23 protein-coding genes and 1 riboswitch are annotated in these 26,879 nt (G+C 26.6%); of the genes, 4 read left to right on the top strand and 19 right to left on the bottom strand.

The genetic code is table 11. The annotated features are described in order from the left end of the window. Positions 1-64: 64 nt before the first annotated feature. The 10 genes from I2A75_RS10055 to I2A75_RS10010 form a co-directional block, all read right to left on the bottom strand. Positions 65-1,387 (bottom strand): amino acid permease, encoded by a 1,323-nt coding sequence (locus tag I2A75_RS10055; RefSeq protein ID WP_195264338.1) that lies wholly within the window; start codon positions 1,385-1,387, stop codon positions 65-67. A gap of 70 nt (positions 1,388-1,457) precedes the next feature. Then, a riboswitch (Lysine riboswitch) is annotated at positions 1,458-1,629 on the bottom strand. A 62-nt stretch (positions 1,630-1,691) separates the two neighbouring features. Next, positions 1,692-4,127 carry a copper-translocating P-type ATPase gene (locus I2A75_RS10050; protein ID WP_195264337.1) on the bottom strand — a complete coding sequence of 812 codons (2,436 nt, stop codon included), beginning with the start codon at positions 4,125-4,127 and terminating at the stop codon, positions 1,692-1,694. Between the two features lie 229 nt (positions 4,128-4,356). Beyond that, a complete protein-coding gene (locus I2A75_RS10045) occupies positions 4,357-5,148 on the bottom strand; it encodes an ABC-2 family transporter protein (RefSeq protein ID WP_195264336.1) in 792 nt (263 codons plus the stop codon). Between the two features lies 1 nt (position 5,149). Continuing rightward, positions 5,150-5,968, bottom strand: coding sequence for an ABC-2 family transporter protein (locus I2A75_RS10040; RefSeq protein WP_195264335.1), 819 nt, complete (start codon positions 5,966-5,968; stop codon positions 5,150-5,152). A 3-nt stretch (positions 5,969-5,971) separates the two neighbouring features. Beyond that, positions 5,972-6,973: an ATP-binding cassette domain-containing protein gene (locus I2A75_RS10035; RefSeq protein ID WP_195264334.1), complete on the bottom strand. Its 1,002-nt coding sequence runs from the start codon at positions 6,971-6,973 to the stop codon at positions 5,972-5,974. A 325-nt stretch (positions 6,974-7,298) separates the two neighbouring features. After that, complete coding sequence (locus I2A75_RS10030) at positions 7,299-8,174, bottom strand: hypothetical protein (protein ID WP_195264333.1); 876 nt, start codon at positions 8,172-8,174, stop codon at positions 7,299-7,301. Between the two features lie 289 nt (positions 8,175-8,463). Beyond that, complete coding sequence (locus tag I2A75_RS10025) at positions 8,464-9,168, bottom strand: response regulator transcription factor (protein WP_195264332.1); 705 nt, start codon at positions 9,166-9,168, stop codon at positions 8,464-8,466. Next, positions 9,161-10,330 (bottom strand): sensor histidine kinase, encoded by a 1,170-nt coding sequence (locus I2A75_RS10020; RefSeq protein ID WP_195264331.1) that lies wholly within the window; start codon positions 10,328-10,330, stop codon positions 9,161-9,163. The genes I2A75_RS10025 and I2A75_RS10020 overlap by 8 nt, the downstream gene beginning before the upstream one ends. A gap of 120 nt (positions 10,331-10,450) precedes the next feature. After that, positions 10,451-11,257, bottom strand: a complete 807-nt coding sequence (locus I2A75_RS10015) for a cation transporter (protein ID WP_195264330.1) — start codon at positions 11,255-11,257, stop codon at positions 10,451-10,453. A gap of 272 nt (positions 11,258-11,529) precedes the next feature. Continuing rightward, entirely contained in the window at positions 11,530-13,287 is a 1,758-nt protein-coding gene (locus I2A75_RS10010) for a methyl-accepting chemotaxis protein (protein WP_195264329.1), read from the bottom strand. A 441-nt stretch (positions 13,288-13,728) separates the two neighbouring features. Between I2A75_RS10010 and I2A75_RS10005 the strand changes: the two genes are divergently transcribed. Further along, positions 13,729-15,042: a VanW family protein gene (locus tag I2A75_RS10005; protein ID WP_195264328.1), complete on the top strand. Its 1,314-nt coding sequence runs from the start codon at positions 13,729-13,731 to the stop codon at positions 15,040-15,042. 79 nt (positions 15,043-15,121) lie between these two features. On the opposite strand, the gene I2A75_RS10000 is transcribed toward I2A75_RS10005, so the two are convergent. From I2A75_RS10000 to I2A75_RS09980, 5 genes are all read right to left on the bottom strand, one after another. Next, entirely contained in the window at positions 15,122-16,333 is a 1,212-nt protein-coding gene (locus I2A75_RS10000; RefSeq protein ID WP_195264327.1) for an NAD(P)/FAD-dependent oxidoreductase, read from the bottom strand. Between the two features lie 101 nt (positions 16,334-16,434). Beyond that, entirely contained in the window at positions 16,435-18,090 is a 1,656-nt protein-coding gene (locus tag I2A75_RS09995) for a hypothetical protein (protein WP_195264326.1), read from the bottom strand. A gap of 4 nt (positions 18,091-18,094) precedes the next feature. Next, positions 18,095-18,877, bottom strand: a complete 783-nt coding sequence (locus tag I2A75_RS09990; protein WP_195264325.1) for an ABC transporter ATP-binding protein — start codon at positions 18,875-18,877, stop codon at positions 18,095-18,097. 71 nt (positions 18,878-18,948) lie between these two features. After that, on the bottom strand, positions 18,949-19,923 hold the full coding sequence (locus tag I2A75_RS09985; RefSeq protein WP_195264324.1) for an aromatic acid exporter family protein: 975 nt from the start codon (positions 19,921-19,923) through the stop codon (positions 18,949-18,951). Positions 19,924-19,943: 20 nt separating this feature from the next. After that, positions 19,944-20,819: a radical SAM protein gene (locus I2A75_RS09980; RefSeq protein ID WP_195264323.1), complete on the bottom strand. Its 876-nt coding sequence runs from the start codon at positions 20,817-20,819 to the stop codon at positions 19,944-19,946. A 162-nt stretch (positions 20,820-20,981) separates the two neighbouring features. Here I2A75_RS09980 and I2A75_RS09975 point away from each other — a divergent pair, with 162 nt between their 5' ends. Then, a complete protein-coding gene (locus tag I2A75_RS09975) occupies positions 20,982-21,503 on the top strand; it encodes a J domain-containing protein (RefSeq protein WP_195264322.1) in 522 nt (173 codons plus the stop codon). A gap of 447 nt (positions 21,504-21,950) precedes the next feature. Here the strand turns inward: I2A75_RS09975 and I2A75_RS09970 are convergent, their stop codons facing one another. The 3 genes from I2A75_RS09970 to I2A75_RS09960 form a co-directional block, all read right to left on the bottom strand. Further along, the gene (locus I2A75_RS09970) at positions 21,951-22,364 is read right to left on the bottom strand and encodes a hypothetical protein (RefSeq protein ID WP_195264321.1); all 414 of its coding nucleotides are present in this window, start codon (positions 22,362-22,364) and stop codon (positions 21,951-21,953) included. A 44-nt stretch (positions 22,365-22,408) separates the two neighbouring features. After that, positions 22,409-23,092 (bottom strand): putative ABC transporter permease, encoded by a 684-nt coding sequence (locus I2A75_RS09965; RefSeq protein WP_195264320.1) that lies wholly within the window; start codon positions 23,090-23,092, stop codon positions 22,409-22,411. Positions 23,093-23,181: 89 nt separating this feature from the next. After that, positions 23,182-23,520, bottom strand: a complete 339-nt coding sequence (locus I2A75_RS09960) for a hypothetical protein (RefSeq protein ID WP_195264319.1) — start codon at positions 23,518-23,520, stop codon at positions 23,182-23,184. A 148-nt stretch (positions 23,521-23,668) separates the two neighbouring features. Between I2A75_RS09960 and I2A75_RS09955 the strand changes: the two genes are divergently transcribed. Beyond that, positions 23,669-24,091 (top strand): hypothetical protein, encoded by a 423-nt coding sequence (locus I2A75_RS09955; protein ID WP_195264318.1) that lies wholly within the window; start codon positions 23,669-23,671, stop codon positions 24,089-24,091. Positions 24,092-24,176: 85 nt separating this feature from the next. Here I2A75_RS09955 and I2A75_RS09950 read toward each other — a convergent pair whose 3' ends face one another. Next, entirely contained in the window at positions 24,177-25,079 is a 903-nt protein-coding gene (locus I2A75_RS09950) for an aldo/keto reductase family oxidoreductase (RefSeq protein WP_195264317.1), read from the bottom strand. A gap of 244 nt (positions 25,080-25,323) precedes the next feature. Between I2A75_RS09950 and yjeM the strand changes: the two genes are divergently transcribed. Beyond that, entirely contained in the window at positions 25,324-26,829 is a 1,506-nt protein-coding gene (gene yjeM / locus I2A75_RS09945; RefSeq protein ID WP_195264316.1) for a glutamate/gamma-aminobutyrate family transporter YjeM, read from the top strand. Positions 26,830-26,879 lie beyond the last annotated feature (50 nt).

Below are 26,879 nucleotides of genomic sequence, written 5' to 3'. Positions count from 1 at the left end.
TAAAAATAAAGCTTATCCTTATTTTTTATAAGAATAAGCTTATTTTTACTATTTTTAGTTTTGTTTATAATGTTTTTTTATTTTTATGATGATTGTATATGTAAAATGGAACCCCAAGTAACATAAGTATAAATCCCCACATTACTATTTCAGCTCCTGAACCATATATAGTCCACATTGTATATATAAATGCTAATAAAGGAACAAAAGATTTCTTCAAGAAAATTTTTAACGTTATATCTTTTTCACCTTTAAACATAAGCATAATTTCTGCACATGCAGTTAAAAGATATACTGGCAAAAATGCTAATGTAGCAAGTATAGTTATAAAAGTAAATGCTGAAACCATACTTTTTTGATAATTCATTATAAGTAATATATTTACAAGTACTGAGCCTATTATTAAAGCATTTGAAGGTGTTGAATATTTAGGATGTAGTTTCCCCAATCCCTTAGGAAATACGCCATCTTCTCCTGCAGCATAGGCAACTCTTGCAGTTGATAATAACCAACCAATAGTTGTACCTAAAATACATATAACTACTGATATCGCTAGAGGTTTTCCTATTGCAGAACCTAAAATCTTAGTTAATATATCAGTAAGAGGTGCAGAACTTGTAGATAGCTCTCCATTAGGCATTGCTCCCATACTAGCTACACTTATTAAAATATATATTATTGCTGAAATTATCATTCCATAAATTGTACTTTTTCTTACATTCTTTTCTGGGTTACTAATTTCACCTGCAGTTACAGTTGCACTTTCTAATCCAACAAAAGCCCACAAAGTAGAAGTGGCAGCAAGAGGAACTGATTCAAGACCTTTCCCATCCGGCATCAATGGTAAGAAATTAGCACTATCAAAATTTAAAAAGGCTACTACTACAAATAATCCAAAAAATACAATTTTAAATACTGTTACAAATGACTGTATCTTTCCAGCTTTCTTAACACCCACTATATTTATAATTGTAAATATCCATAATATTGAGCTAGTATATATTATTGAAGCTAATGGATTGTTAAGAGCCGGAATTATTGCTGCACTATAACTAGCTAATGCTACTATTATAGCTGCATTACCAATCCATGAACCATTCCAATATAACCAAGCACTTAAAAAGCCTGCAAATTCTCCAAAAGCTTCTTTTGTATATTGATAAGCTCCACCTGTAGATGGATATTTAGATCCTAAATTAGCAAAGGATATAGCTATCAATATTGATCCAATTGTCGTTATTATCCAAGCAATCATTGTTGCTAGTGGGCCAGATACATCTGCTAATGTTGCTGGTAACATAAATACACCTGAGCCTATCATATTTCCACACACAAGCATAGTAGCCATAAATAAAGTAATTTCCTTTTTCATATGCTTCTTTTCCATACTTTTCTCCTAAAAAAATAAGCCCAAAGATTTCTCTTTGGGCTCGTATTTATTGCAAACTTTAAACAAACACAAAGATAGCTCTCCACAAATTATTGTGACAGCTTTGCATATATTTTATACAAAACCAGTTTAAAATCCTTAAGCAAAATTATAAACTTCGGCAATAATTCCTTTCATATTAAATCATCGTGCTTACCTCATTAATATTACTATTAATTATTGCAACCTCTATCTACAAATATTTAATTTACATCTTAATTTTATCAAAATTTCAACATATGTCAAGGACATTCGACACAAACTAAATGTTTGCTTTAAATTTTCTAAGTCTTAATGCATTTAATAATACTGATACAGAACTTAAGCTCATGGCACCAGCTGCTATCATAGGATTTAATAATGGACCTCCGAAAATATGAAGTACTCCCATTGCTACTGGTATTCCTAACACGTTATATGCAAATGCCCAGAATAAATTTTGTTTTATATTATTTATAGTCGCTTTACTCAACTGAATTGCTTTTATAACGTCTACTAAATCACTCTTCATTAATACAATATCTGCAGATTCTATAGCTACATCTGTTCCTGATCCTATTGCTATTCCTACATCAGCTTGAACTAATGCTGGAGCATCATTTATTCCATCTCCAACCATTGCTACTTTTTTATTTTCGCTTTGTAATTTTTTAACTTCACTCGCCTTATCTTCAGGTAACACTTCTGCTAAGACAATGTCTATTCCTACTTCTTTTGCAATGGCTCTTGCTGTTTTTTCATTATCACCAGTTATCATTGCTACTTTTATCCCCATATTATGGATAGCTTCTATAGCTTTTTTACTATTTTCTTTAACTGTATCTGCAACTGCTACAATTCCTTTTATTTGATTATCTATAGCTAAAAACATAGGAGTTTTTCCTTCTTCTGCTAACTTATTAGATTTATCATGTAAGTCACCTAATTCTATTCCTCTTTCTGTCATTAGCTTCTTATTACCTAAGGCAATAATACTGCCTTCTATTTTTACTTCTATCCCATGACCTGGTATAGCTTTAAATTCTTCAATCTTCTTCAACATAATATTTTTTTCTTCTGCAGCTCTTACTATAGCTTCTCCTAATGGATGCTCTGAACCTTTTTCTGCACTGGCTGCTAATGCTAAAATATCTATTTCACTTATATCTTTGCTAATTATATTTGTTACCTTTGGCTTTCCTTCTGTTATAGTTCCAGTTTTATCAAAAACAATAGTTTCTATTTTATATGCAGTTTCTAGAGCTTCTCCACCTTTTATAAGAACTCCATTTTCAGCACCTTTCCCTGTTCCTACCATAATTGCCGTAGGTGTTGCTAATCCTAAAGCGCAAGGACATGCTATAACTAAAACTGCTATAAATATAGTTAGAGAAAATACAGCTGACTCACCAGATATATACCAAGCTAAGGCTGCTATAATAGCTAATCCTATTACTGTTGGTACAAAATAAGCTGCTATTACATCAGCAAGTTTTGCTATTGGTGCTTTTGTTCCTTGAGCATCTTCGACTAATTTAATTATTTGAGCAAGTGCTGTATCATCTCCAACTTTAGTAGCTCTATATTTTATAAATCCTGTTTTATTAATACTTGCACCAATTACCTTACTTCCTACACTCTTTTCAACTGGAATACTTTCTCCTGTAAGCATAGATTCATCTATTGATGTATTTCCTTCTATAACTTCTCCATCAACAGGCAACTTTTCACCTGGCTTTACAATTACAATATCTGAAACTTTTACCTCTTCAATAGGAATAGTAAGTTCTTTGCCATCTCTAATAATATTTGCAGTCTTAGGAGCTAATCCCATGAGTTTCTTAATAGCATCTGAAGTTTTTCCCTTTGATACAGCTTCTAAATACTTGCCTAAAGTTATTAATGCAAGTATTACTGCTGCTGATTCAAAATATAAATGCATTGCATATTCATGATCACCAATATTTATTTTATATATAGCAAATAAACCATAAATAACTGCCGCTGATGTCCCTATAGCTATTAATGAATCCATATTAGGACTTAATTTAAATAAATTCTTAAATCCTATTAAATAAAACTTATATCCTACTATCATAACTGGTAAGGTTAATACAAGTTGAATTATTGCAAAATTTAATGGATTCATCATAGGATCTATAATATTAGGTAAATGCATTCCTACCATATGACCCATGGATATTATTAATAAAGGTATCGTAAATACTATTGATAAAATAAATCTATACCAAAGCTTTTTATGCGCTGGAATTTTATTTACTTCACTTTCTTTCTTTTCTTCTACTATTAATTTATATCCTGCTTTTTCTACGATATTTTTTAAATCATTAATAGATATTTTATTTTCATCAAAAGTTATATTTAATTTTTCTGTAGCAAAATTTACTGACGAGTTTATAACTCCATCTGCCTTTTTAGTCACCCTTTCAACTCTATTTGCACAAGCTGAACAAGTCATTCCTTCAACCTTAAAACTATAATTCTTAGTATTTTTTTCAACTCCATAGCCTGCTTTTTCTATAGCTTTTTCAATGTCCGAGCTATTTACTTTCTCATTGTCATATTTAACACTCAAAGTTTCGGTAGCAAAATTTACACTTGCATTATCTACTCCTTCAAGCTTATTTATTACTCTTTCAACTCTGCTTGCACATGCAGTACATGTCATACCTGATATCTTAACTTTTTCTTCTTTCATATTAATCCCTCCTATAACCACCCCCCAGGGGTGTGGTATAATGTTATTATACTATTTTTATTTGTAATGTCAATAATAATTCTCATTAAAAATGCAAATTTATGTTATTTTGTAAATAATATAATATTGATGCGTCTTATAAAAAGAATACTAATATTTATTGTTATCACCATTTATTATTAAAATAAAAAGACATATATATACCTTTTAGTATACATATGTCTATCATTTAACTTCCAGCACTTTCATATACGCTAATACCTTTTAACCATATTTTATATGATAATGTTATAGCTACCAAACTAACAATAAACGGTAAAATAATTCCAGTTAATTCATTTCCTTTTCCAATAAAATATGCACCTGGATAATATCCTGTAAAAGCAAAGGGGATAATAAATGTTAATATAAATTTTATCGCACTTGGATAAATGCTTATAGGATATTTTGCAAAGGTACTTATTGAATATGCCATAGACATATATGATTGTGAAAATTTAACCCAAAATGCTATAGATGATGTTGCAAGTTTTATTGAAGTATATATTAAAGTTGCACACATGGTTACAAAAATAAATTCTAGTATTTTCATTGGATTATAAGAAATATTTAAATTTATTGATGCTGTTACTAGTAAAATAAACCCTATTATAACTTCTCCTAAACCATCTAGCTGAACACTTTCTGATATAACTTGAAATAATGGATTTATAGGTCTCAATAAATATTTATCGAATTCGCCTTTAACTATGGTTTTCCAACTGAATATCCATAAATAATCGGTAAATATATGATCTATTCCCCTAGGTATTTGTGCAAATCCATAAATAAATAAAATTTCATAAAAACCCCATCCATCTAATGTTGGAATAACGCTAAAAATTAATTTAATAAATACAACACCAGCTAGTTGAATCAAAATAAACCCAATCAACCCTAATACAAAATCAATCCTATATTCCATTAGGGTCTTTATATATTGCTTAAGAAATTTCGAATATAATTTTATATATTTAACCATTTTATCCTCCTAATATAGTTAATTCTTTTATTAATGCCTTCCACATCTGCCTACCAATAATCATAAGTATTATTACCCACAAAAATTGAATAGATATTGCCTTAATAATTTCAATATTAGTTAGTTTTCCTAGATATATCATACTAGGTGTATATATCATAGAGCTAAAAGGAAGAAAATTAAAAATTCCTTGCATCCAGCTTGGGAAAAATACTATTGGTATTAATGCTCCAGATAGCAATTGTGATATAGCATTCATAATTTGTGTTAATCCCCACATATTTGTTATTTTAAAAGATAATAATCCAAACATATAACTATAACAAAAATTAATAAGAAATCCTGCAAAAATACTGATTAAATATAAAATTGTATTTACCATAGAAATTTTTCCACTATAGCTAAACTGTAATATAGTAACTACTACAAAACCTATAAAAAATACTACTATAAAGTTATACATTAAATTTCCTAGTGATTCAAAAAACATTCTTTTTCTGAAGTTTATTGGTCTAATTAAATTTATAGCTATTGACCCATCCTTAACTTCTCCACTTATTAGATAAACTATATCCGCATTTACAATTATAGCTGTTATAAATGAAATAAGTACATAAACTATCATCTCATTTAAGCTAAATCCTTTTATAATCATACTGTCAGAGCTTCTATATATAGCCTTCCACAAATAAAAAGTTACAAATAATAACATTAGTTCTCCTATAAAGAATATTATAGCATTTGCTCTATATGACAGATTTTTTTGAAATGTATTCTTTGTAAAGGTTAAATATGATTTTATGTCAAAAAAAGACTTCAATATTTACACCTCTTTTCTATATATCTTCTTTATAATGTCTTCAATACTTGTCTCAAAAATTGAAAAATCTAAAACATTAAATTTAGATATTATTTTAGATATTATTTCCGCTTGGTTTGTAAAGTTTCTATTAAATCTAACAATAATTTTATTGTCTAAAGCCTTCATTTCTAAATTTTCTTTACTAATATTCATTTCATTATTAATATCAAAGTTTTCATATCCCTTTAAACTCTTAACTTGAGCCTCTATAGTTGTTATGTATCCATAGTTATCTTTAATATCTTTTAAGCTCCCATCATATATCTTTGTTCCATTATCTATTATAATGATTCTATTACATAATTCTTCTATATCATTTAAATCATGAGTTGTAAGAATGACTGTAGTCCCATATTTCTTGTTAATTTCTTTTATTGCACTTCTAACTTTTTCTTTTACAACTACATCTAATCCTATTGTTGGCTCATCTAGATATATAATTCTAGGATTATGTAATAATGCTGCTGCTAAATCAGCCCTCATCCTTTGACCAAGAGATAATGTTCTTACTGGACTAAGGATAAACTCATTTATTTCTAAAACTTCATTTAAAAATTCCATCCTTTCTTTAAAATCGTTATCATTTACATCATAAATATCTTTTAATAAAGAAAAGGTTTCAGAAAGAGGCAAATCCCACCACAATTGTGTCCTTTGTCCAAAAACAACTCCTATATCCTTAGCGTTTTTTTCTCTATTTTCATATGGAATTAACCCATTTATAGAAATAGTTCCAGATGATGGAGTTAAAATTCCTGTCATCATTTTTATAGTCGTAGACTTACCTGCACCATTTGCCCCTATATATCCAACAATTTCCCCATCTTCTATTTCAAAACTAATATTATCAACAGCTTTCTTGACTATATATTCCCTAGAAAAAAATGATTTTATAGCACCTTTAAATCCTGGATACTTTTTATTACTTTTAAATTCCTTACTTAAATTTTCAACTTTTATCATATACTCACCTACCTTTATTAATAAAGAAAATATTTCCAGATCATTCTACTATGACTATACTATTCAGTCAACAAATATATTCATTTAGTTTACATATATTTAATATTTTGTATTTTGATACAATTTATATATTATTAATTTGTGTTATAACTTAATATCTTTCATTTAAATGTTTTATAATTACATCTATATAAACTTAAATGTAATTTATATTTAACTCCCCCAAGTTTAATTGATAGTATTTTAGTAAATTTAAAACTCTATTATAATAAAAAATTTATACTATAAAACAAAAAAGCCACCCAAAATAGGTGGCTAAAAATTTTTACTTAACTGAATCTAAAACATCTTGTACAGCTTTTACATAAGTTCCAACCTTAATTGAAACTCCTGATACTGCATCTGTATTTCCATCATCATTAGTTAATTTTATTTTTGAAAGATCGAAATTATTCTCAACCATGAACTTTTCTAATAATCCCATTTGTTCATGCCAGTGTTTAGCTTCGCCTTCCTTCATTACATATTTACCTTCTTCAGAAGCTTTTTTCTTCATTGAACCGTCTTCTTGTTTAACATCTATATTAACTCCAACTGGTTTTCCATGGTTAAATACAACTTTTGTAACTACCATATCTTTTTTCTCTCCAGTTGAATCATATGGAGTTTCAGCTATTTTAGCTCCAGTGAATCCAGTTTCTAATTCCTTACCTTCTTTAACTGCATCTATAACTTCTTTAACTGCATTTACATAAGCTCCAACCTTAATTGATACTCCTGATACTGCGTCTGTATTTCCAGCATCATTAGTTAATTTTACTTTAGATACATCAACTTTGTTTTCGTTCAAGAAAGCTTCTAATAACTCCATTTGTTCTCCCCAGTTTTTAGCTTCGCCTTCTTTCATTACATAATTACCTTTTTTAGCTTCTTCTTTTTTCATTGTTCCATCTTCTTGACGAACATCTAGTGAAACCTTTACCGGTTCCCCCTCTTTAAATTCAACTTCAGTTACTATAACGTCACCTTTTGCTCCAGTTGCGTCATATAATGTTTCATATTTTTTTGTTCCTGTGAATTTCTCACTTTTTTCTGTTGAGCTTGAGCTATTATTATTTGAAGTTGAAGCCTCTTTACTTCCACATCCAACTAATAATGCAGTTGATAATAAACATACAGCAATTAATTTTTTTGATATCATAAAATTTATCCCCCTAAAATGATATTTACAAGATAATTCTATACTGACTTTGTTTTTTTTTCAACAATACTGTTAAATTATTATCCTTTATTTATATGATAAATTCATTTATTTATATAACATAAATTAACGTTTTATTACATATCGTCATATTTTTTTACATATATATTTAATATCGGTTTATTTTATTAATAAAATAGCATATTTTATTAATCAGCAACACATTATTTATAATATCTACTTATTATTGAACTTCCTTTTGAAAACGTAAACCAAATATCATTTTTCGTCATTTTTTTAACATTTTATTTTCATTATTTAATTTATCATTGTAAAAATCTGCCACATTATTCCTTAAAGCATATATAGTAGCTTGGACTCTATCTTCTACTTCAATTTTTTTAAATATGCTTGTAATATAATTTTTCACTGTCTTTTCTGATAAAAATAACTTCTCTGCAATTTCCTTATTTTTTAACCCTTTCGAAATCTCATATAGTATATTTAATTCTCTATTTGTTAGTAATTTCAAAGATTCTATTTCTTTATTTTTCCACATAACATCATTTTTAATATCTAAAAACATAGCTTTTATTAGAGACTTGTCTATATACTTTTCATCTAAATACACATTTCTTATAGCATTTACAATTTCACTTCCTGCTGATTCTTTTAATATATATGCATCTGCACCAATATCTATTGACTCCATTATAGTCTTTCTATCATTTTCTACAGTTAGCATAACTATTTTAATATTAGGATATAATATCTTTAATATTTTTAAAGTTTCTATTCCATTTTTTCCAGGCATATTTATGTCTAACAATATAACATCTGGATCATACTCTTTTATGTTATTAAGTAGCTCTTCACCATTTCTAAACTCTCCACATATTATTAAATCTTCTTCAAAACTTATTATTCTATTTAATCCTTCTCTTATCAAATCATGATCATCTACTACTATAACCCTAATTTTATCATTAATCATTTTTTATTACCTTTCTGTTTATTGGAAGTTTTATTTTATATATAGTTCCTTCACCTTTTGAAGATTTTACTTCTATTTTCCCTCTTAATTGTTCTACCCTTTCAAATATACCAATCAATCCATAACGATTTCCTTTTTGTTTAGTATTTATTAAAGTTTCTTGCACATCAAAACCTATACCATCATCTTGAAGATAAATATATATATAATCTTTAATATAATTAATTCTTAAGTAAACATATTTTGCTTTGGAATGTTTTTTAATATTATTTAATATTTCCTGTATAATCCTATATATAGCAATCTGCATTATTTTTTCTACTTCATAGTTTGACTCATCAACATTAATATCTATTTTTATGTTAGCTTCTGCTGATATAATATTTATCATATCTTTTATAGCTTCCATTAACCCAAGTTCTTCTAAGTGTAGAGGCCTTAAATCATAAATTATACCTCTTACTTCTTTTAATGCCATTCTTATATTGGATTTCAAATCATCTAATTCATTTATTCCTTTTTCAAGGTCTTTTTTAACTACTACTTTACAAAAATCCACGCGCATCAATACATTTGCAATGTATTGAGCTGGTCCATCATGTATTTCTCTTGCTATTCTTTGCCTTTCTAACTCCTGATTTTCCAATATCTTTATTCCAGTTATCATTTGAGACTTTTCATCTTGGTCTTTTATTATATCTAAAACATTACCTTCTAGATATCCTAATGCTATATTAATTTGATTAACCGCTCCTTGTGCCTCTTCTATACTTAAGCTATAATTTTTCAAGGTTCTTTCTAAAATATCTCTTTTTAAAATTAGCTCTTTTTCTTCATTTTGTTTTGTTATATATCTTACTCTAATATCTAACGCTTCTTCATATATATCTTTAAACAAATCAGAATCAACCTGAGATAATTTTTTTGATTCCTCTACTAATTTATTTCTCATTGCTTTATCAATTTTTTCTAAATAATCTACTTCATCAATAACTTTAGAAAGTCCACTCTTAACAGCCTTAAGTTCTTTCTTTTTAATTTCTAATTCATCTCTCATAGTATCTGCTATATGAAAGATTTTAGATTTCCCTATATTAATCTCTTCTATTACGCCATCAATAATTTCTTTTACATTCTCAGAAGAATATTTCTCAGTTACCATTATACCCTCACCGACTTTTCCTTAGATAAAATTATAAATATACTTTTAAAATACCATATTTTTATTAATTAGTAAAATATTTATACAAAAAACTACCCTAGATAAATTCTAGGGTAGTTTTTATATAGCCCATTTTTTATTTTTAGTAAATGATACATTCATCCACTTTTTCAAATCAAAATGGTTTGTATTTTTATCTATTATTTCTCTTACTTTATCCATATCATCTATAGACTTTATTTTCGAATCTTTAGATACTATAAAATCAATTTCTATTCTAAGTTCTCTTCCTACTTTTGCTACTCTTGCTATAGACTCTTCTAAGTTATATTCCTCTTCAATTTCTTTTACTAATAAACTTATGTCATAGTTTATTTGATCATCAGCTGTAGAGTTTGTTATTTCTCTGAAAGCTTCTATTATAGAAGTTATAGGCATTTTCAAGAATATTATTGAACTTAAAATAACCATTCCTGGATCAACATAACTTGCTAAATTTTCTAATCCAATATACTTTAAAATAATTGTAATTAAAAATCCTACCAACACTCCTATACTTAACATAGAATCCATAAGCCATTGGCTACTTTCAACTTTAACTATCTCGGAATTAAGATTCTTTGATGATTTTCTCATGTATAAATAAACTACAGTACATCCAACGGATGAAATTAATGCATATCCTAACGCAAAACCTGCCTCAACATCATTTCCACCATTTAAAACTTGCTTTATCGAAGAAAACATAGTTATTACACACATTATTAAAAGTACTAATGATTTAATAATAACTAGAATTGGCTCTAATGTTGCCTTTCCAAAAGGATAATTTTTAAAATCACTTTTATTAATAAAATTAGTAGTAATAATTGCAAATACTGCTAGTCCTAGACTTACAAATGAGTATAATCCATCAAAAGCTATCATTTCCGAGTGTATAGCTCATCCCCATGCAATACCTAAGACAGCGAAGAACAATCCACCAATTGCTGAAAACTTAAGAATTTTGTTTTCCGCCTTCATAATATCACTCCTTCAATCTGAAATCTTATAATATTATTTTATCCTTTTATATTGCATATCTAAATCCATTAAAATGTTATTTATGTTTTATTAATATGAGTATTCTAAATTTCTTACTTTCTAATAAAAAGCATAAAAGTACATAATATACATTGCATATATCCCTAAAACTTAATTTAATTTATCCTAAACTTATTGATTTCAATATTTTTTTCATTAGAATTATTATTTAACTCTTCACCGACTTCTGCAACTCCTTGAGCCATAATACTTAATTCTCTTGAAAAAGTTTTTATTTCTTCTGAAGAATGTGATATTTCATCTAATAATATCCTTGATTTCTCTATTGAATCTATAATAGTATTTTTCTCTGATGATACTTTATCCATTTTATTATTTACATCTGTCATTTTAGGAACTATTTCAATGATTTTATCTACTATATCTTTAAAAGATAATATAGAGCTATCTATTACACCATATTGCTTTTCTAACTTAAAATTCATAACATTTGAAGTTTCTTTTACCTCATTACCTTCTTTTATTACATCTGTTAGTAGCTTATCAATATCAAGAGATGAACTTTTAACCTCTTCTGCAAGTTTTCTTATTTCATTTGCTACAACTGCAAATCCCTTTCCAGCTTCACCAACCCTTGCTGCTTCAATGGATGCATTTAATGCTAATAAATTAGTTTGATCTGCTATTGAATCTATAAAAATAGCTATATTCTTTATTTTTTCTAATGAATAATATAACTTTTTTAATTCATCATTCATATATGATGAAGAATTTTGTATATCAATCTTTGAATTCTGTAGCATTATTAAATCTTCTTTATTCCCACTTAATTGATTATTTACATTAGTTAGTAAATAATTAGTTTCATTAATTAATTCTTTAACTTCTTGAATTGATATTCCAAATCCATTGAGTAAGCTGCTTATTTCTTTGGTATCTTCGTTTTGAATATAAATATTTGAATCAACTTCTTGAATTGTAGCTGTAACTTCTTCTGAAGCTGCTGCCATTTCCTTACTTGAGTTAGATAACTTTTCTATATTAATAATTTCTTTATTTGATAAAATTATTATTTGGTTTATCATTTTAGAAATTTTTTCTTTCAATATATTTATATACTCAGCTATTAACTTAATTTCATCATTACTATTGACTTCTACTACTTTAGTTAAATCTCCCTCAGAAATTGTCACAAGTCCATCTATGACTTTTTTTACATTTCTATTAATACTCCTTGATAAAGCATATGATACTATACTGTAAACAATAATTAATATTATTGCTAATATACCAAGTTGAATAAGTATTACTTTTTTTACATTTATAATTTGTGTAATATCGTCACTTACCTCTAATATAGCATCAACACTCCCACTAATCCCCTTAATTGGATAATATGATTTTATTAGAGTGTTTTTTTTCTCTTTTACTTCAATTGATATAACCTCTCCATCAAAAACTTTATGTAATTCATCATTTAATATTATTTTCTTACCAAAATTAAGCATATTATTTTCTGTATCTACCATAATTTCAGCATTTTCGTTGTTAACTTTAGTTAAAATAGCTGCATATGTAATATTTTCATTGCTTTTTGCATTGGATAAATCGTTTTTTAACTTTTTATAGTCATAACTTCCTGTTATTTTATCTTGCATTACAGCACTAATATCCCCTGTAGATATACTTCCTTTAATATTTTTCCCCCTAGCTAATATATCTTTTTCAATTGAATTCAGCAATCTACTAAACATTAGTATATTAATAGTTAACAGTATTATCATCGCTATTACTGTTACAGTTACTGTAATACTAAAAATCTTTTTACCTATAGTACTTGTCCTTTTCTTAATTTTTTTTGACTTTCCTTTCTTATAATGCTTATTACTTTTTCTTAACCTTCTCTTTTTCATTGTTTGCCCCCTAATTATTATTTTACATTAGCTATGTTATAATTTTAATCATTTAGTAACTTTTTGTAAATATATATACTTTTTATAATAATTTCAAAATTTATACTATCCCCATTTTATTTAAAATTAATTTTTATAAGCCAATAAAATACAAACTTAATTATAAAATAATAATCACTAAAGGCTCTATTAATCTTATAATTATTTATTGAAATTTATATGAAAAATTTATCATTACTATTTAATATTATTTAATATTAACTTATTAACATATAATTTACTTTCGATCATTTTAGTTAAATCTTTATTTATATTATTAAATAATATAAAATCCATAATTTTTAGTAATTTTTTCCACAAATTCTTGAAATTATTATTTCTTCGCGGTAAACTATATATATCATGAAAATGATAAAGTAACTATATAGAAAGTTGGTATTTATGAGCAATAATAATCTTAATACTGAAACACCTAAGGAAGTGGTACAAACTGATAAAAAAAGTATAGTTTCTATTTTAAAATCATGGAAATTCATACTTCTAGTATTTTTGATTCTAGTTTCCATTCTTGGTTATTGGATTATCTCAAGTACTAAATTAATAAATAACTATGCAGATAAAGTTTATCCTGGTGCTTATATACTAAATAAAGATTTAGCAGGGTTAAATAATAACGATTTACACACTACACTTATTTCTTTAGTTGAAGATATAAGTAACAAAAAAGTAAATGTTGAAGCGAAGGAACAAAGTTTTGAGATTTCTTATAAAGATCTAGAAGCAACTATTAACTATGAAGAACTTGAAAATGAAATTTTAAGTTTTGGAAAAAATGAAGGTTTCTTTGAAAAAATAAAATTATTAAGAAAACCAGAAAATAGAGAATATGAATTTGAGGTTCTTTTTAATGATGAAAAATTAACTTCATTTGTATCTAGTATATCTACAGCTGTAGATGTTAGTCCTATAAATGCTTCTATAGATATTTCTGGAGGAGCAATAAATATATCAAATGATTCAACTGGACTTAAATTAAATTCTGCTGACTTAATAGATAAAATTAAATCTCAAATAAAAGACATGAAAGCTCCAAATGTAGTAGAAGTAACTGGAAACGTTGATGTTGTTGAAGCTAATATTAAAGCTAGTGCTTTAAGTAATGTAAACAATAAAATTTCAGCTTTTTCAACAAGTTATTCAGCTGGCCCTAGTGGTACAAACCTTCAACTTGCTGCAAGGAATATTGATAATATTATAGTAATGCCTGGTGAAACTTTTTCTACAGAAAAAGCAATAGGTCCAACTACTATAGAAAATGGCTTCGTAGCTGCTAATACTTATGTTAATGGACAAGTAGTTCCTGGTATAGGCGGCGGTGTATGTCAAGTTGCTTCAACTCTTTACAATACTATGTTAAGAGCAGGAATAATACCTTCTGAAAGACTTAACCATATGATGAAAGTTTCATATGTTCCTATAGGCCTTGACGCTACATTAGCTGATAATCTAATTGATTTAAAATTTGTTAACAATTTTGAATATCCAGTAGTAGTAAATACTTATGCTGGAAATGGTAATTTAACTATTGAATTTTGGTCAAATGAATCAGTAAAGGGCGGTATAACATATGAACCAGTATCAGTACCTTTAGGACCACTAAGTGCTGACACTTATCTATATGGATATAATTCAAATGGTGAATTAGTTATTAATGAATATCTAGACAGGAGCACATATCAACCACTTCCAAACTAAAAAAAGCTGAGTTTCTCAGCTTTTTTTAATTTAAACAATACTTTATTAATGATAAAACTTCTTTAAATTTGAAGTTTTTTTAATTATCAATACTAGTTCCTGCTAAATATCCAGTTGAAAATGCCATTTGAAGATTATATCCTCCTGTTTCCGCATCTATATCTATAACTTCACCAGCAAAGAATAAATTTTTAATTTTTTTAGATTCCATAGTAGATGAATTTATTTCTTTTACACTAACGCCTCCACTAGTAACCATAGCAGCTTTTATTGTGATAGTATCCTCAACAGTTAAAGGCATTTCTTTTATATATTCTATAAGCTTTAATTCATCCTCTTTTTTCATTTCATGAATATTTACTTCATTTAAATTTAAAATATTAAGTACTTCTTTTATAAAGTTTTGAGGTAAATATACTTTTAAATTATTTAGTAAACTTTTATTTGGATTAGATCTAATTATTTTTGATAACTCATCCTTAGATATTTCAGGTAAAAAATCTAGTTTTATTTCAACTTCTTTTTCCTTTAAAATTTTATTTATGTACGATGAGAATTTTAAAACACCTGGTCCAGATATTCCAAAATGAGTGAATATCATATCTCCTTGTCGTTGTATTTTTTTCTTTTTTATAGTAGTACTTATAACTACTTCTTTCATTGATACACCTTGAAGATTTTTAACAAACCCTTCTTTTGTTACAAGTGGAATTAACGCTGGATATAATGGATTTATTGTATGTCCATACTTTTCTAATATATCATACATACTACCATCAGATCCTGTAGTTGGATGACTTTTCCCACCAGTAGTTACAATAACACTATCTGCATATATTCTTTTTCCCTCTTCTGTGATTACACCTTTAATAATTTCATCTTCAACAATAAAATCATTTACTTTAGTGTTATATAAAACTTTAACATCGCTTTTCATAAGATCTCTCTTAAATATTTCTATAACTTCATCAGCTTTATCACTTTTTGTAAATACCTTTTGATCGTATTCAACCTTATATTCTAAATTATTATTAGAAAAGTATTCTAATAAAGTAGTATTAGGAAAAGTATAAAGTGCACTATATAAAAACTTCTTATTTGTAACTATTTTATCGAAAAATTCTTCTATATCTCTATTATTTGTTATATTACATCTTCCACCACCAGTAAGCTTTAACTTCTTACCTATTTCACTATTTCTTTCAATTAGAATAACTTCATTATTTTTTGAAGCTGATAATGATGCCATTATCCCTGCAGGTCCAGCTCCAACAACTATAACTTTTGCCATAATTTATCTCCTTAAAATTTTCATTTATCTTTGAAATATATTATATACTAAAAACAAAATAAAATCACTTAGAGTTATCTAAATGATTTTATTTATATCTTTTATCCCCTTAATTTCTTTTTCGAAACATTAAATGAAACTTTCCATAGGCAAATATCCAAAAGCAAAAAAATCACTCCATAAATTAGTATTCCTATATTAAAAAGACTTGCTACATAATGTATACCTATAGCTAAAAGTATTAACATAATCGAAAGAAAAACTGCTATTAAACTTTCTCCAGTATTATTAGCTCCCTCAAACTTTGTTGAAAATGGGTACTCCTTTTTCATAATTAAAAAATTTAATATTGTGATTAAAATTAGAGCTAAAAAAGCTACTATAAGATGTTTTATTACACTAGACGAAAAAACAATTATAAATATTATAGATATAATAATATATGGAGGTATTATAAGCTTAAATAAAGCTCCCTTGATGACACCTTTATAAATAGAAGATATCTTTTTTATTGGTGCTACCTCATATATCCATGCTCCATTATATTTTTCTGAATACCTAAGCATCATTAGTATATTAGGAATTATAAAAGCAAAAGAATATATTGATAGATAAAACTTAGAATTAATTAAGCTATTTCTAATGTTGCTTATACTTTCTCCTTGGAAGCCTATTGCCATAAAAAGAAATGGAAAAATCACTCCAAGTGCAACATTAGGATAAACCTTAAGCTTAAATTCTCTTTCTGAATTAATTATTCCTATCGAAAAATTGTAAAATGCTCTTTCAACTCTATCTTTACATATTATTTTGCCAAGTCTTATTAACCCCTTACTTTTTTCATTGACTTTTTCGTTATTATTATTTAACTTTTGTAAATGTTTTTCAAATGTTGGTGTTAACTTTAAATAAATTAATATAGATATTATAGGAATTAATATTGCTAGTACACTCATAACTATCTTATATATGGTTATTCCTTCTCCACCGATTATTGATAATGGTGCAGCAAACCACATTGGTGGTAATAATAAGTGCCAAAACTGTTTATTATAAGTAATATTATTTAAATCTATAACTCCAAATAACCTTGGAACAATTTGATATATTAAGACCATAACTATACTTAATCCAATTTGAACAAAATTTATCATATCCTTTAATTTTTCACCATCAAAAAACTTAAGTACTAAAAGATACGTCAATGCAGTTACAATAATCATGAAAATATCTATTAATATTATTTCAATAAGAAAGATTAGAAAGTATCCTATTCCCTGCTTAAAAGATATTATAAGTGAAACTCCAACCAATGATAGAGTTAAATAAATTATATAAATAGTAACATGAGTAATTTTTGCAGCATTTATAGTTTTACTACTTACCCCTCTTGTTGCTAAAATATTTTTATCCCTCACATCTAAAATTACATAAGAAAAATCTGATATAAATATTGTTAATATCATAAACATTATGGCTGAAAAATACACTGTCATTTGATACATTAAATTCATTTTAAATATAAGCATTAATCCTAAGAATAATCCTATAAAAGCATATATTATTAAAGCTTTATAAAACTCATTTGACTCACCATTTTTCTTTTTTGCTTCATTATTAAATACAGTTGCTTTCCTTCTACCATCCATAGTAAGTTTAGCCTTAAGTATTATTCTAAAAATCTCATAATCTACTCCAGCTTTTTCATATAGCCCTCTAAGCCTATCTAATAATCTTATAACTTTAAACTCTTTCATACTTCTATACCTCTTTAACTACAGATATGAAGTTTTCGGCTAATTCTTTATATTGGTGGAATCCTGTTACTTCATTAAATATGCTTTCAAGTGAACTTTCCTTATAATTACTCTTTAATTCTTCAAAATTTCCATCTGCAACTATTTCACCATTATTTATCAATATTATTCTATCACTTATTTTTTCAACTACTTCCATTATATGAGATGAGTAAAAAATTGTTTTTCCTTCTTTTGCAAGATATGAAAGTATCTCTTTAATAATCATTACACTATTAGCATCTAACCCACTTAAAGGCTCGTCTAAAAATAATATTTCTGGATTATGAAGCAAGCTTGATATTAGTATTAACTTTTGCTTCATACCTTTTGAATATGATGAAATTCTCTTTTCATAAACATCTGCTATTCCTAATATGTCCATAAGCTTTCTTGCCTTATCATCAGCTTTATCATAATCCATTTCATATAATTGCGCTATAAAAGTAAGATACTCTTTTCCTGTTAAACTATCATATATTTCAGGTACTTCAGGAACATATCCTAATTTTCTTTTATAACTCTCATCTCCATTAGATATATCTTCACCAAATATTCTTATTTCTCCAGTATATCCAGTAACTAGTCCCATAATTAATTTAACTGTAGTACTTTTACCTGCTCCATTTGGTCCTATATATCCTATAATTGTCCCCTTGTTTATTTTGAGGTCTATTCCCTTTAATACTTGTTTTTCTCCAAAACTCTTTTTTAAATCTATTAATTCTAGTATTTGATTATTTTCCATAAATATCATCTCCCATAAATATTTTACAACACATCTTAATAGTTGTAAAATATTTACTTAATTTGATATTTCTACTTATTATTGATAAACAAATTATAATTCAAAACAAAATTCCTTTTCATATTTAGTAAATCTTCCATATCGTTTAAAAATTGTAAAAGCTGTGCTCTATTTTCAAACTCTTCTCTTGTCTTTGGCAATGCCATTTTTTTAAAATCATTTTTTAATATTTCTAGCTCTTCTAATAGCTCCTTACAATCATTTGTATCTTTAATTTGATCAGCAACACTTTTTGTAAACTTAGATATCATATGAGTCTGTTCAAAAGACATATAAAACTTTTCAAAATGAGATCTTAGCTTTTTTATTATATTAAACTGATTTTTTCTCATATTCATATAATCAGTATAATAAGAATCACTTTTTAGAAAGCTATTGTTTACTATTTTATAAGCCCTTTCACAGCTTTCATTTATCCTTATTTCTAAATCTTTCATTAGAAATTCCTCATCAATATCTACAGTATGAGTTACAAGTGACTTAGACATTTTAGACAAAATCAATCTATAATTTCTCTCTATATATTCCTTATCTTCATTAAATTTATACTGGAGAGATGGCATAAATAAATTTGCTATAGAGGCTACTCCAACACCAACTATCATAATTAAAGTTTCATTAACCACCCAATAAAAATTAATTGGATTTGCAATAAGTAAATGAGTTGATAATACAACAGCTGGTACCATTCCTTCAGATATATTTAATCTTGATGTTACTGGTATAAAAATCAAAAGAAATATTGCAAAAGTAATAGGATTTTGTCCTATAAAACCATATATTAAAACTGATAATAAAATTGCTATTACACAAGCAACTACTCTATTTTTACCAACTATTAATGCTTTTTTTCTTGTATCTTGAATACTTAAAATTGCTATTACAGCTGCAACAGCTGAAAATTGTAAATTTAATAAATTAGCAAGTATTAATGATACAGTTGCTGAAATGGACATTTTTACTGCTAAATTATAAACATACTTCACCTTATCACTCCAAACATCTATTATTTAAAATTTCTTTTTGCATATCCACATCTTTTACATAAATCTTCTACTGCACGTCTTCTTGAAAATCCATCATATATATTTCTTGCTCTTTCAGATGTTATTATATCTCCTAAACTTTGTTCAAAAATATTACCTAAAGGTATTTTTCCTTCGCTATCTAGACAACATGGCACAACCGTTCCATCAAGTAATATTCCAATTTGATCTCTAAGACCATGACAAAATACATCTTCACTTATTAATGATAAGTTTGCATCTGGCCAACTAAATTTTTCTGCCATATTTAAATATACTTTATCCTTTAGCTTCAATCTCTTTTTTTCTTTTAAAGCTTCTAATAAGTTAAATTCAAGGTTTAATTTATCTTCTATTAACTTTATTATTTGTGAATTTAAATTATTATTTGCTTTTAATTCATCTGTATCTATATTCCAAAGTCTAAGAGCACAAATTGTTTCACCTTTTTCAGTAGATTCATTAATAAAATCTAAAACATTATTTATATATTCATTAAATTCTATATCATTATCATTAGCTTCGAAACTATGTAATGATATATTTATTTGCCTTACTGCTTTTGAGTCTATTATTATATCTTTAACTTTATTTATTAATGTTCCATTTGTTGTTATATTTACTTTTAAATCTTCTTCTTTTGCTATTTTTAGGAATGTTTCTAAATTCTTATTTAAAAATGGTTCACCCATTAAATGTAAGTAAATATGATTAGTATATCCCTTAATCTTATTTATTATTTCATCAAAGCTTTCTACGCTCATAAACCCTAATTGTCTACTTGTTTTAGGGCAAAAATTACAACTTAAATTACAGATATTAGTTGTTTCTATATATATTTTTTTAAATCTCGTCATTTGTTATCTCCTTTTTATTTATATTTATAAAATTAATTTATCACATTATTGTCTTCTTTCCAAATATATTTAAAATTTATGACGAACTTAATTTGTAACATAATTTCATGATTAACTATATATTTATAATAAGTATATAAATATGAAGGATGTGAAACTATTTTGGATCCATATAAAATTTTAGGGGTTACTCCAGAATCTTCCAAGGAAGAAATTAAACAAGCTTATAAAAACATATTAGATGAATACGGTACTAATAACCCAGATTTTCAAACTCGTCCACTTGCTGAAGAAGTTCTTTCCGAAGCTAATATGGCTTATGATGTATTAATTAATGGTGCAGTATATAAAGAAATCAGAACACTTATTGATAATAATAATATTCCAATTGCTGAAAGTAAATTAAATCTTTTAGATTTAAAAGACTCTGCTGAATGGAATTACTTAAAAGGCTTTGTTTATTTTAAGAAAGGCTGGTTTGACATGGGAGTTCAGCATATAGTAACTGCTACAGAGCTTGATCCTGAAAATGAAGAATATGCTAAAACCCTAAACACCTTAAGAATGCGCTCTAATGAAATAATTAATTACTACAAGCAAAACAGTTCTCAAGGAACTACTCAAAATAATATGAATGCTTGTGGTGGCGGAAACATGGGCGGTGGTAGTGGCGGAATGTGCTAATTTATTGCTACCTACTATAAAACTAAATAAGGAGCAGTGCCTTACTAAGGTTACTACTCCTTATTTTTTTATTTACTTGCTTTAATTATTTCTAGTATTAAATTAGATAATTTCTCAAAATCATCTATTACCATATACTCATCTAATGTATGCAGTTTTCTTTCTCCACTTGAAAGATTAATAGCTATAATTCTATTTTCATTAAATTTTCAGTATATTCTACAAGATAAGATAATATTATTAATTAAATAATTATTTAGGAGAATACAATGAGTAAATCCAACCAAAACAAAAAGAATGACTCCAAAGATAAAAAAAACAGCAAAAAAGAGTCATCAAAAAAGAACTCAAAAAAGAAAAAATAATTCATAATAAAGCTATTCTCACATTACAAAATTATAGCTTAAAGCTAAAAAGTCACCATAATTTAAATATGGCGACTTTTTATTATTCTAATTGAGTTATTAATCTTCTCATTACATCTTTAAGTTTACCTTCACCAGTATCTTCATGTGTTGCTGCTATTATAAGCTTTATATCATTATCAGATGGATCCCATTTATAAGCTTTTATATCTATAATAGCTTCATCTGGTAAGATATCTTCCATATCTGTAGCTAACTCTTCTGATAAACTCATGTATTCATCAAAAAGCTCATCTTCATTTAACTCATCTATATTATAATCATCTTCAATAATTCCATTTAGTGTATTTATATCTATGCTTAAGTTAAAAGCCAATGTGTCTTCTCTTTTTGTCCCTTTACTCATATCTTTAATTACTTTAAACTCTGAATTATTTTCAATTTCATTTTTTACTTCCTCTGTATCAACCACTTTTCTTCCAAATGCGATGTACATAGCTTCACCTCCATAATAATAAATCTTTACATATAACAAAAAAGTTATACCTTTTTACTATTTTTCATAGATTCTTTAATAAGTTCTTTAAGCTTTCCTAATTCTTTCATATATTTTTTATGCTCTAATTGAGGAAAAGCTTGAATAAATCTTTTATGTTTCTTTAATTTTAACTCTTTCTTAATTTCCTCTAAAATATTCATATTTTTTAAAGTTATATTTAAGTTAATTACTTCTTTAACTGTTAATACACCATCGATTAATAATAACACTATACATAAAATCGATACTATTATTATAGTAATTGAACTTAAACTACTTACTATACCTAATATAAAAGGATGAAGTATCTTTATCAATACAACTGATAAAATTGCAAATAAACTTGAATTTAGTAAACAAACCCTACCTTTAATATTAAATTTTCTATCTGAATAATTCCATAACCTTGTATGAAATACAGATTCTAATAAAATATCTGCAATAAACTCTATTATAGAAGCAATCACACCGCCAAAAATAAACACTAAAATTGTAGAATCAATACTCATCCATTTCATTATATAAATAACAAAAATTGCACCAAACCCATAAACAGGGCACACTGGTCCTTTTAAAAAACCTCGATTTATAAGCTTCTTAGCTAGTATTGAACAATAAATAACTTCACAACCCCATCCAAGAAAACTATATATACTAAAATATAAAATAATGTTGAAAAACCACATAAAAATCCCCCCAGGATGTTATATTATTATAATAATTATAGTTAATTATAACTCCTAAGCTTAAGTTTTTATTAAAATATGGTTGTAATCTATTTTTTAATCTTTATAGTTTCCATAACTTCATTGAATAATTTATTATAAAAATCATCAAATCCATCATCATCAAACTCAACCTCTTCAGAATCATTTATATAAAACTTGTCCATTGTAGAAATAATCAAATCAAACTTTTTTAAATCATTTTCTTCTAATAGAACATTATATAAATATGCTAGATGATTTTGCATATATATTTGCATTTCCCTAATATCTGAATCTTCTAGTTTACCATCATCATATAACTTTTTAACTGGGCCATTCCTAAAAATGAAATAAGTTGATGCTTTTGTTATTCTAACTAAATAATCTTTTGGAATTCTATCTTTCATTTATATTCACCTCATGATTTATTGCTATATATATTTAACTATATATGCTTCTAAAATACAATCCCAATAATATATAATGTCATATAAATTGAAGAAGCTAGTTCTTTGTATTATAATATATTTAATATATTATAATAGAGGTGTTTAAATGGGATTCTTAAAAGGTACATATGGAGTAGATATACTAACTTTAGTTTTATTATTTTTAAGTTCATTACTTAATTTTTCTCATTATACAAGGATAATTGGTTATGCCGTACTTTTAATTGCTATCTTTAGAGTATTTTCTAAAGATATATATAAAAGAAGAAGAGAACTTAATTCTTTTGTTACATTTATTAATAAACCGCTATCAAAGCTTGGATTTACAATTCCAAGCAATATGCCACCACTTGATTTAAATAATCTTACTTTCCTTTTTAAAATAATAGAAAATAAGATAAATGAAAAGAAAAACTTTAAAATAACAAAATGTCCAAGTTGTGGTCAAAAATTAAGATTACCTCGAAAAAAAGGCAAAATAGTAGTAACCTGTAAAAGATGTTCTCATAAATTTGATTTTAGAACTTAATTTTTAACTTTAATATAACAGGGGTTGTCGCATATAGCCATTTAATTATGCGACAGCTCCTGTTTTAATTTGTAAATTTTATTGCTTAAGGAATATCTACTCCTCTTCCTGCTACATAAATTTCAAACCATTGATCTCTTGTAAGATTTATTTTAGTTGCTCTAACAGCTGATTTAATTCTATCTATATTACCTGACCCAACTATAGGCATAATTTTACTTGGATGCATTAGGATCCATGCATATACAACTTCATCAATATCATTTGCAGAAACTTCTTCTTTTATTTTATTTAAAACCTTTCTAACTCTAATTGCTGCTTCATCCTCACCATTAAATATTCTCCCTCCAGCAAGAGGTGACCATGCCATTGGCTTTACTCTTTTTTCAAGCATTAAATCAAGTGTTCCATTTTCAAAATGCTCTAAATTTAAAGGAGATATTTCAATTTGATTTGTTACTAATTTTTCATCTAAATATGAATTTAACATATTAAATTGTGATGGTAAAAAGTTAGATAATCCAAAATTTCTTACTTTCCCTTCACTTTTTAATTTTGAAAATGCCTCTGCTACTTCTTCTGGATTTAATAACGCATCTACTCTATGAATTAATAAAAGATCTAAATAATCTGTTTTAAAGTTTTTTAAAGATCTTTCGGCTGATTTTATTATATGTTCTTTACTTGTATCATAACAATGTGATTTATTTTCTGGTCTATTAATTGATGGGAATTTAATACCACACTTAGTTACTATTTGTAGTTTTTCTCTTAATTCTTTTTTTAAATTTAATGCATCACCAAACTTTTCCTCACAACAAAAGTTTCCATATATATCTGCATGATCTATTGTCGTTATGCCTAATTCATAAACTTCTTCTACTAATTTTAATAATTCTTTATTGCTTAAATTCCAATCCATAAGTCTCCAATGTCCATGAACTATTCTAGACATTTCTAAAGTATTGCTTAATTTAATCTTTTCCATCTTCTTCACCTTTCTACTTTAATTTATTATAGATATATTCAATTATGCTAGTTATCAAAATCAAAATATAGATCTCTCTTTAGTATTTTACAAATTAACCAATATATAATTCCATAGTAAATTATATCATATCTTTGCAAAAGTTATTAATAATTATAACATTAAAAATGGGTAAACTTCCCTTAATATATTACTCCAATATTGAACAAAATAATTTTAATTAGTAATTTAAGGAGGTTTAATCGTGGGAAATAAAAAATTAGATAGTGGTAAGTTAACCTTATCCGCACTTATATTAATGATTTTCACATCAGTTTACGGATTTAATAATATTCCTAGAGCGTTTTATTTAATGGGATATTCAGCAATACCTTGGTATCTATTTTCAGCAATTTTTTTCTTTTTACCATATGCTTTTATGATGGCTGAATATGGGGCAGCCTTCAGAAACGAAAGTGGTGGAATATATACTTGGATGGATAAATCAATTGGTCCTAAATATGCCTTTGTTGGTACATTTATGTGGTATAGTTCTTATTTAATTTGGATGGTTAATGTATCATCTTCAATTTGGGTTCCTTTATCAAATTTAATTTTTGGATCAGATAATACTTCTACTTGGTCTTTATTTGGATTAAATGCACCAAGAACACTTGCTATACTAGGATCAATTTTTGTTATATTAATAACATTTATTTCATCAAAAGGGCTTAAAGGAATTGCTAAAGTAGCTTCTGTTGGTGGAATATTTGTAACTAGTGCTAACTTAGTTTTAATAATTGGTGGATTAATAGTCCTTATTGGAAATAAGTTTAAGTTTGCGGAACCCATTGATATTAATGCATTTATAACATCACCTAATCCATCATATCAATCACCTTTAGGAATTTTAGGTTTTTTAGTTTTTGCCTTATTTGCTTATGGTGGTCTTGAGGTTGTTGGAGGATTAGCTGATTCAACTGAAAATCCTAAAGTTACGTTTCCAAGAGGAATTAAAATTTCTGCAATAGTAATTGCCATAGGATATTCTTTAGCAATATTATTTACAGGATTTTTTATAAATTGGAATAGTATTTTAAAAGGTTCTGAAGTTAATATGGCAAATGTATCTTACATAGTTATAAAAAATTTAGGTGTGGAAATTGGAAAAGTTTTAGGATTATCTCAAAATGCAATAAATATACTTGGTTCTTGGTTTGCTAGATATATTGGCCTTGCAATGTTTTTAGCACTACTTGGTGCATTTTTTACATTAGCATATTCGCCTTTAAAACAATTGATAGAAGGAACACCTGCTGGAATTTGGCCAAAATCATGGAGTGAAAAAGATGAAAATAATATGCATAAGAATGCAATGTGGATTCAATGTATTATTGTAGTAGCAATAATACTTATAACATCCTTTGGTGGTAAAAGTGCAAGTGTATTTTTAAACTATTTAGTTTTAATGGGAAATGTAGCAATGACAATTCCATATATGTTTTTATCATTTGCTTTTATATCTTTCAAAAAGAAAAAGGAAATTGAAAAACCATTTGAAATTTATAAAAAGGACTCCTTTGCAACAGTAGCCGCAATTATAGTTACTTTAACAGTTGGATTTGCTAATGTCTTCACTGTACTACAACCTGCTTTAGAAACTAAAGATTATATATCTACTATTTTTCAAATTGCAGGACCTATAATTTTTGCTATTATAGCTTTAATTTTATATTCTTCATATGAAAAGAAAATTAATAAAAATAAATAAAAAAGATTTGTTTACTGCATATTTTATATTAAAGAGTTATTATAATCAAT

This window comes from Clostridium sp. 1001275B_160808_H3, assembly GCF_015550425.1.
Taxonomy (GTDB): domain Bacteria; phylum Bacillota; class Clostridia; order Clostridiales; family Clostridiaceae; genus Clostridium.
Note: the sequence above shows the minus strand (reverse complement) of the source record. Positions and strands in the feature narration are given on the sequence as shown.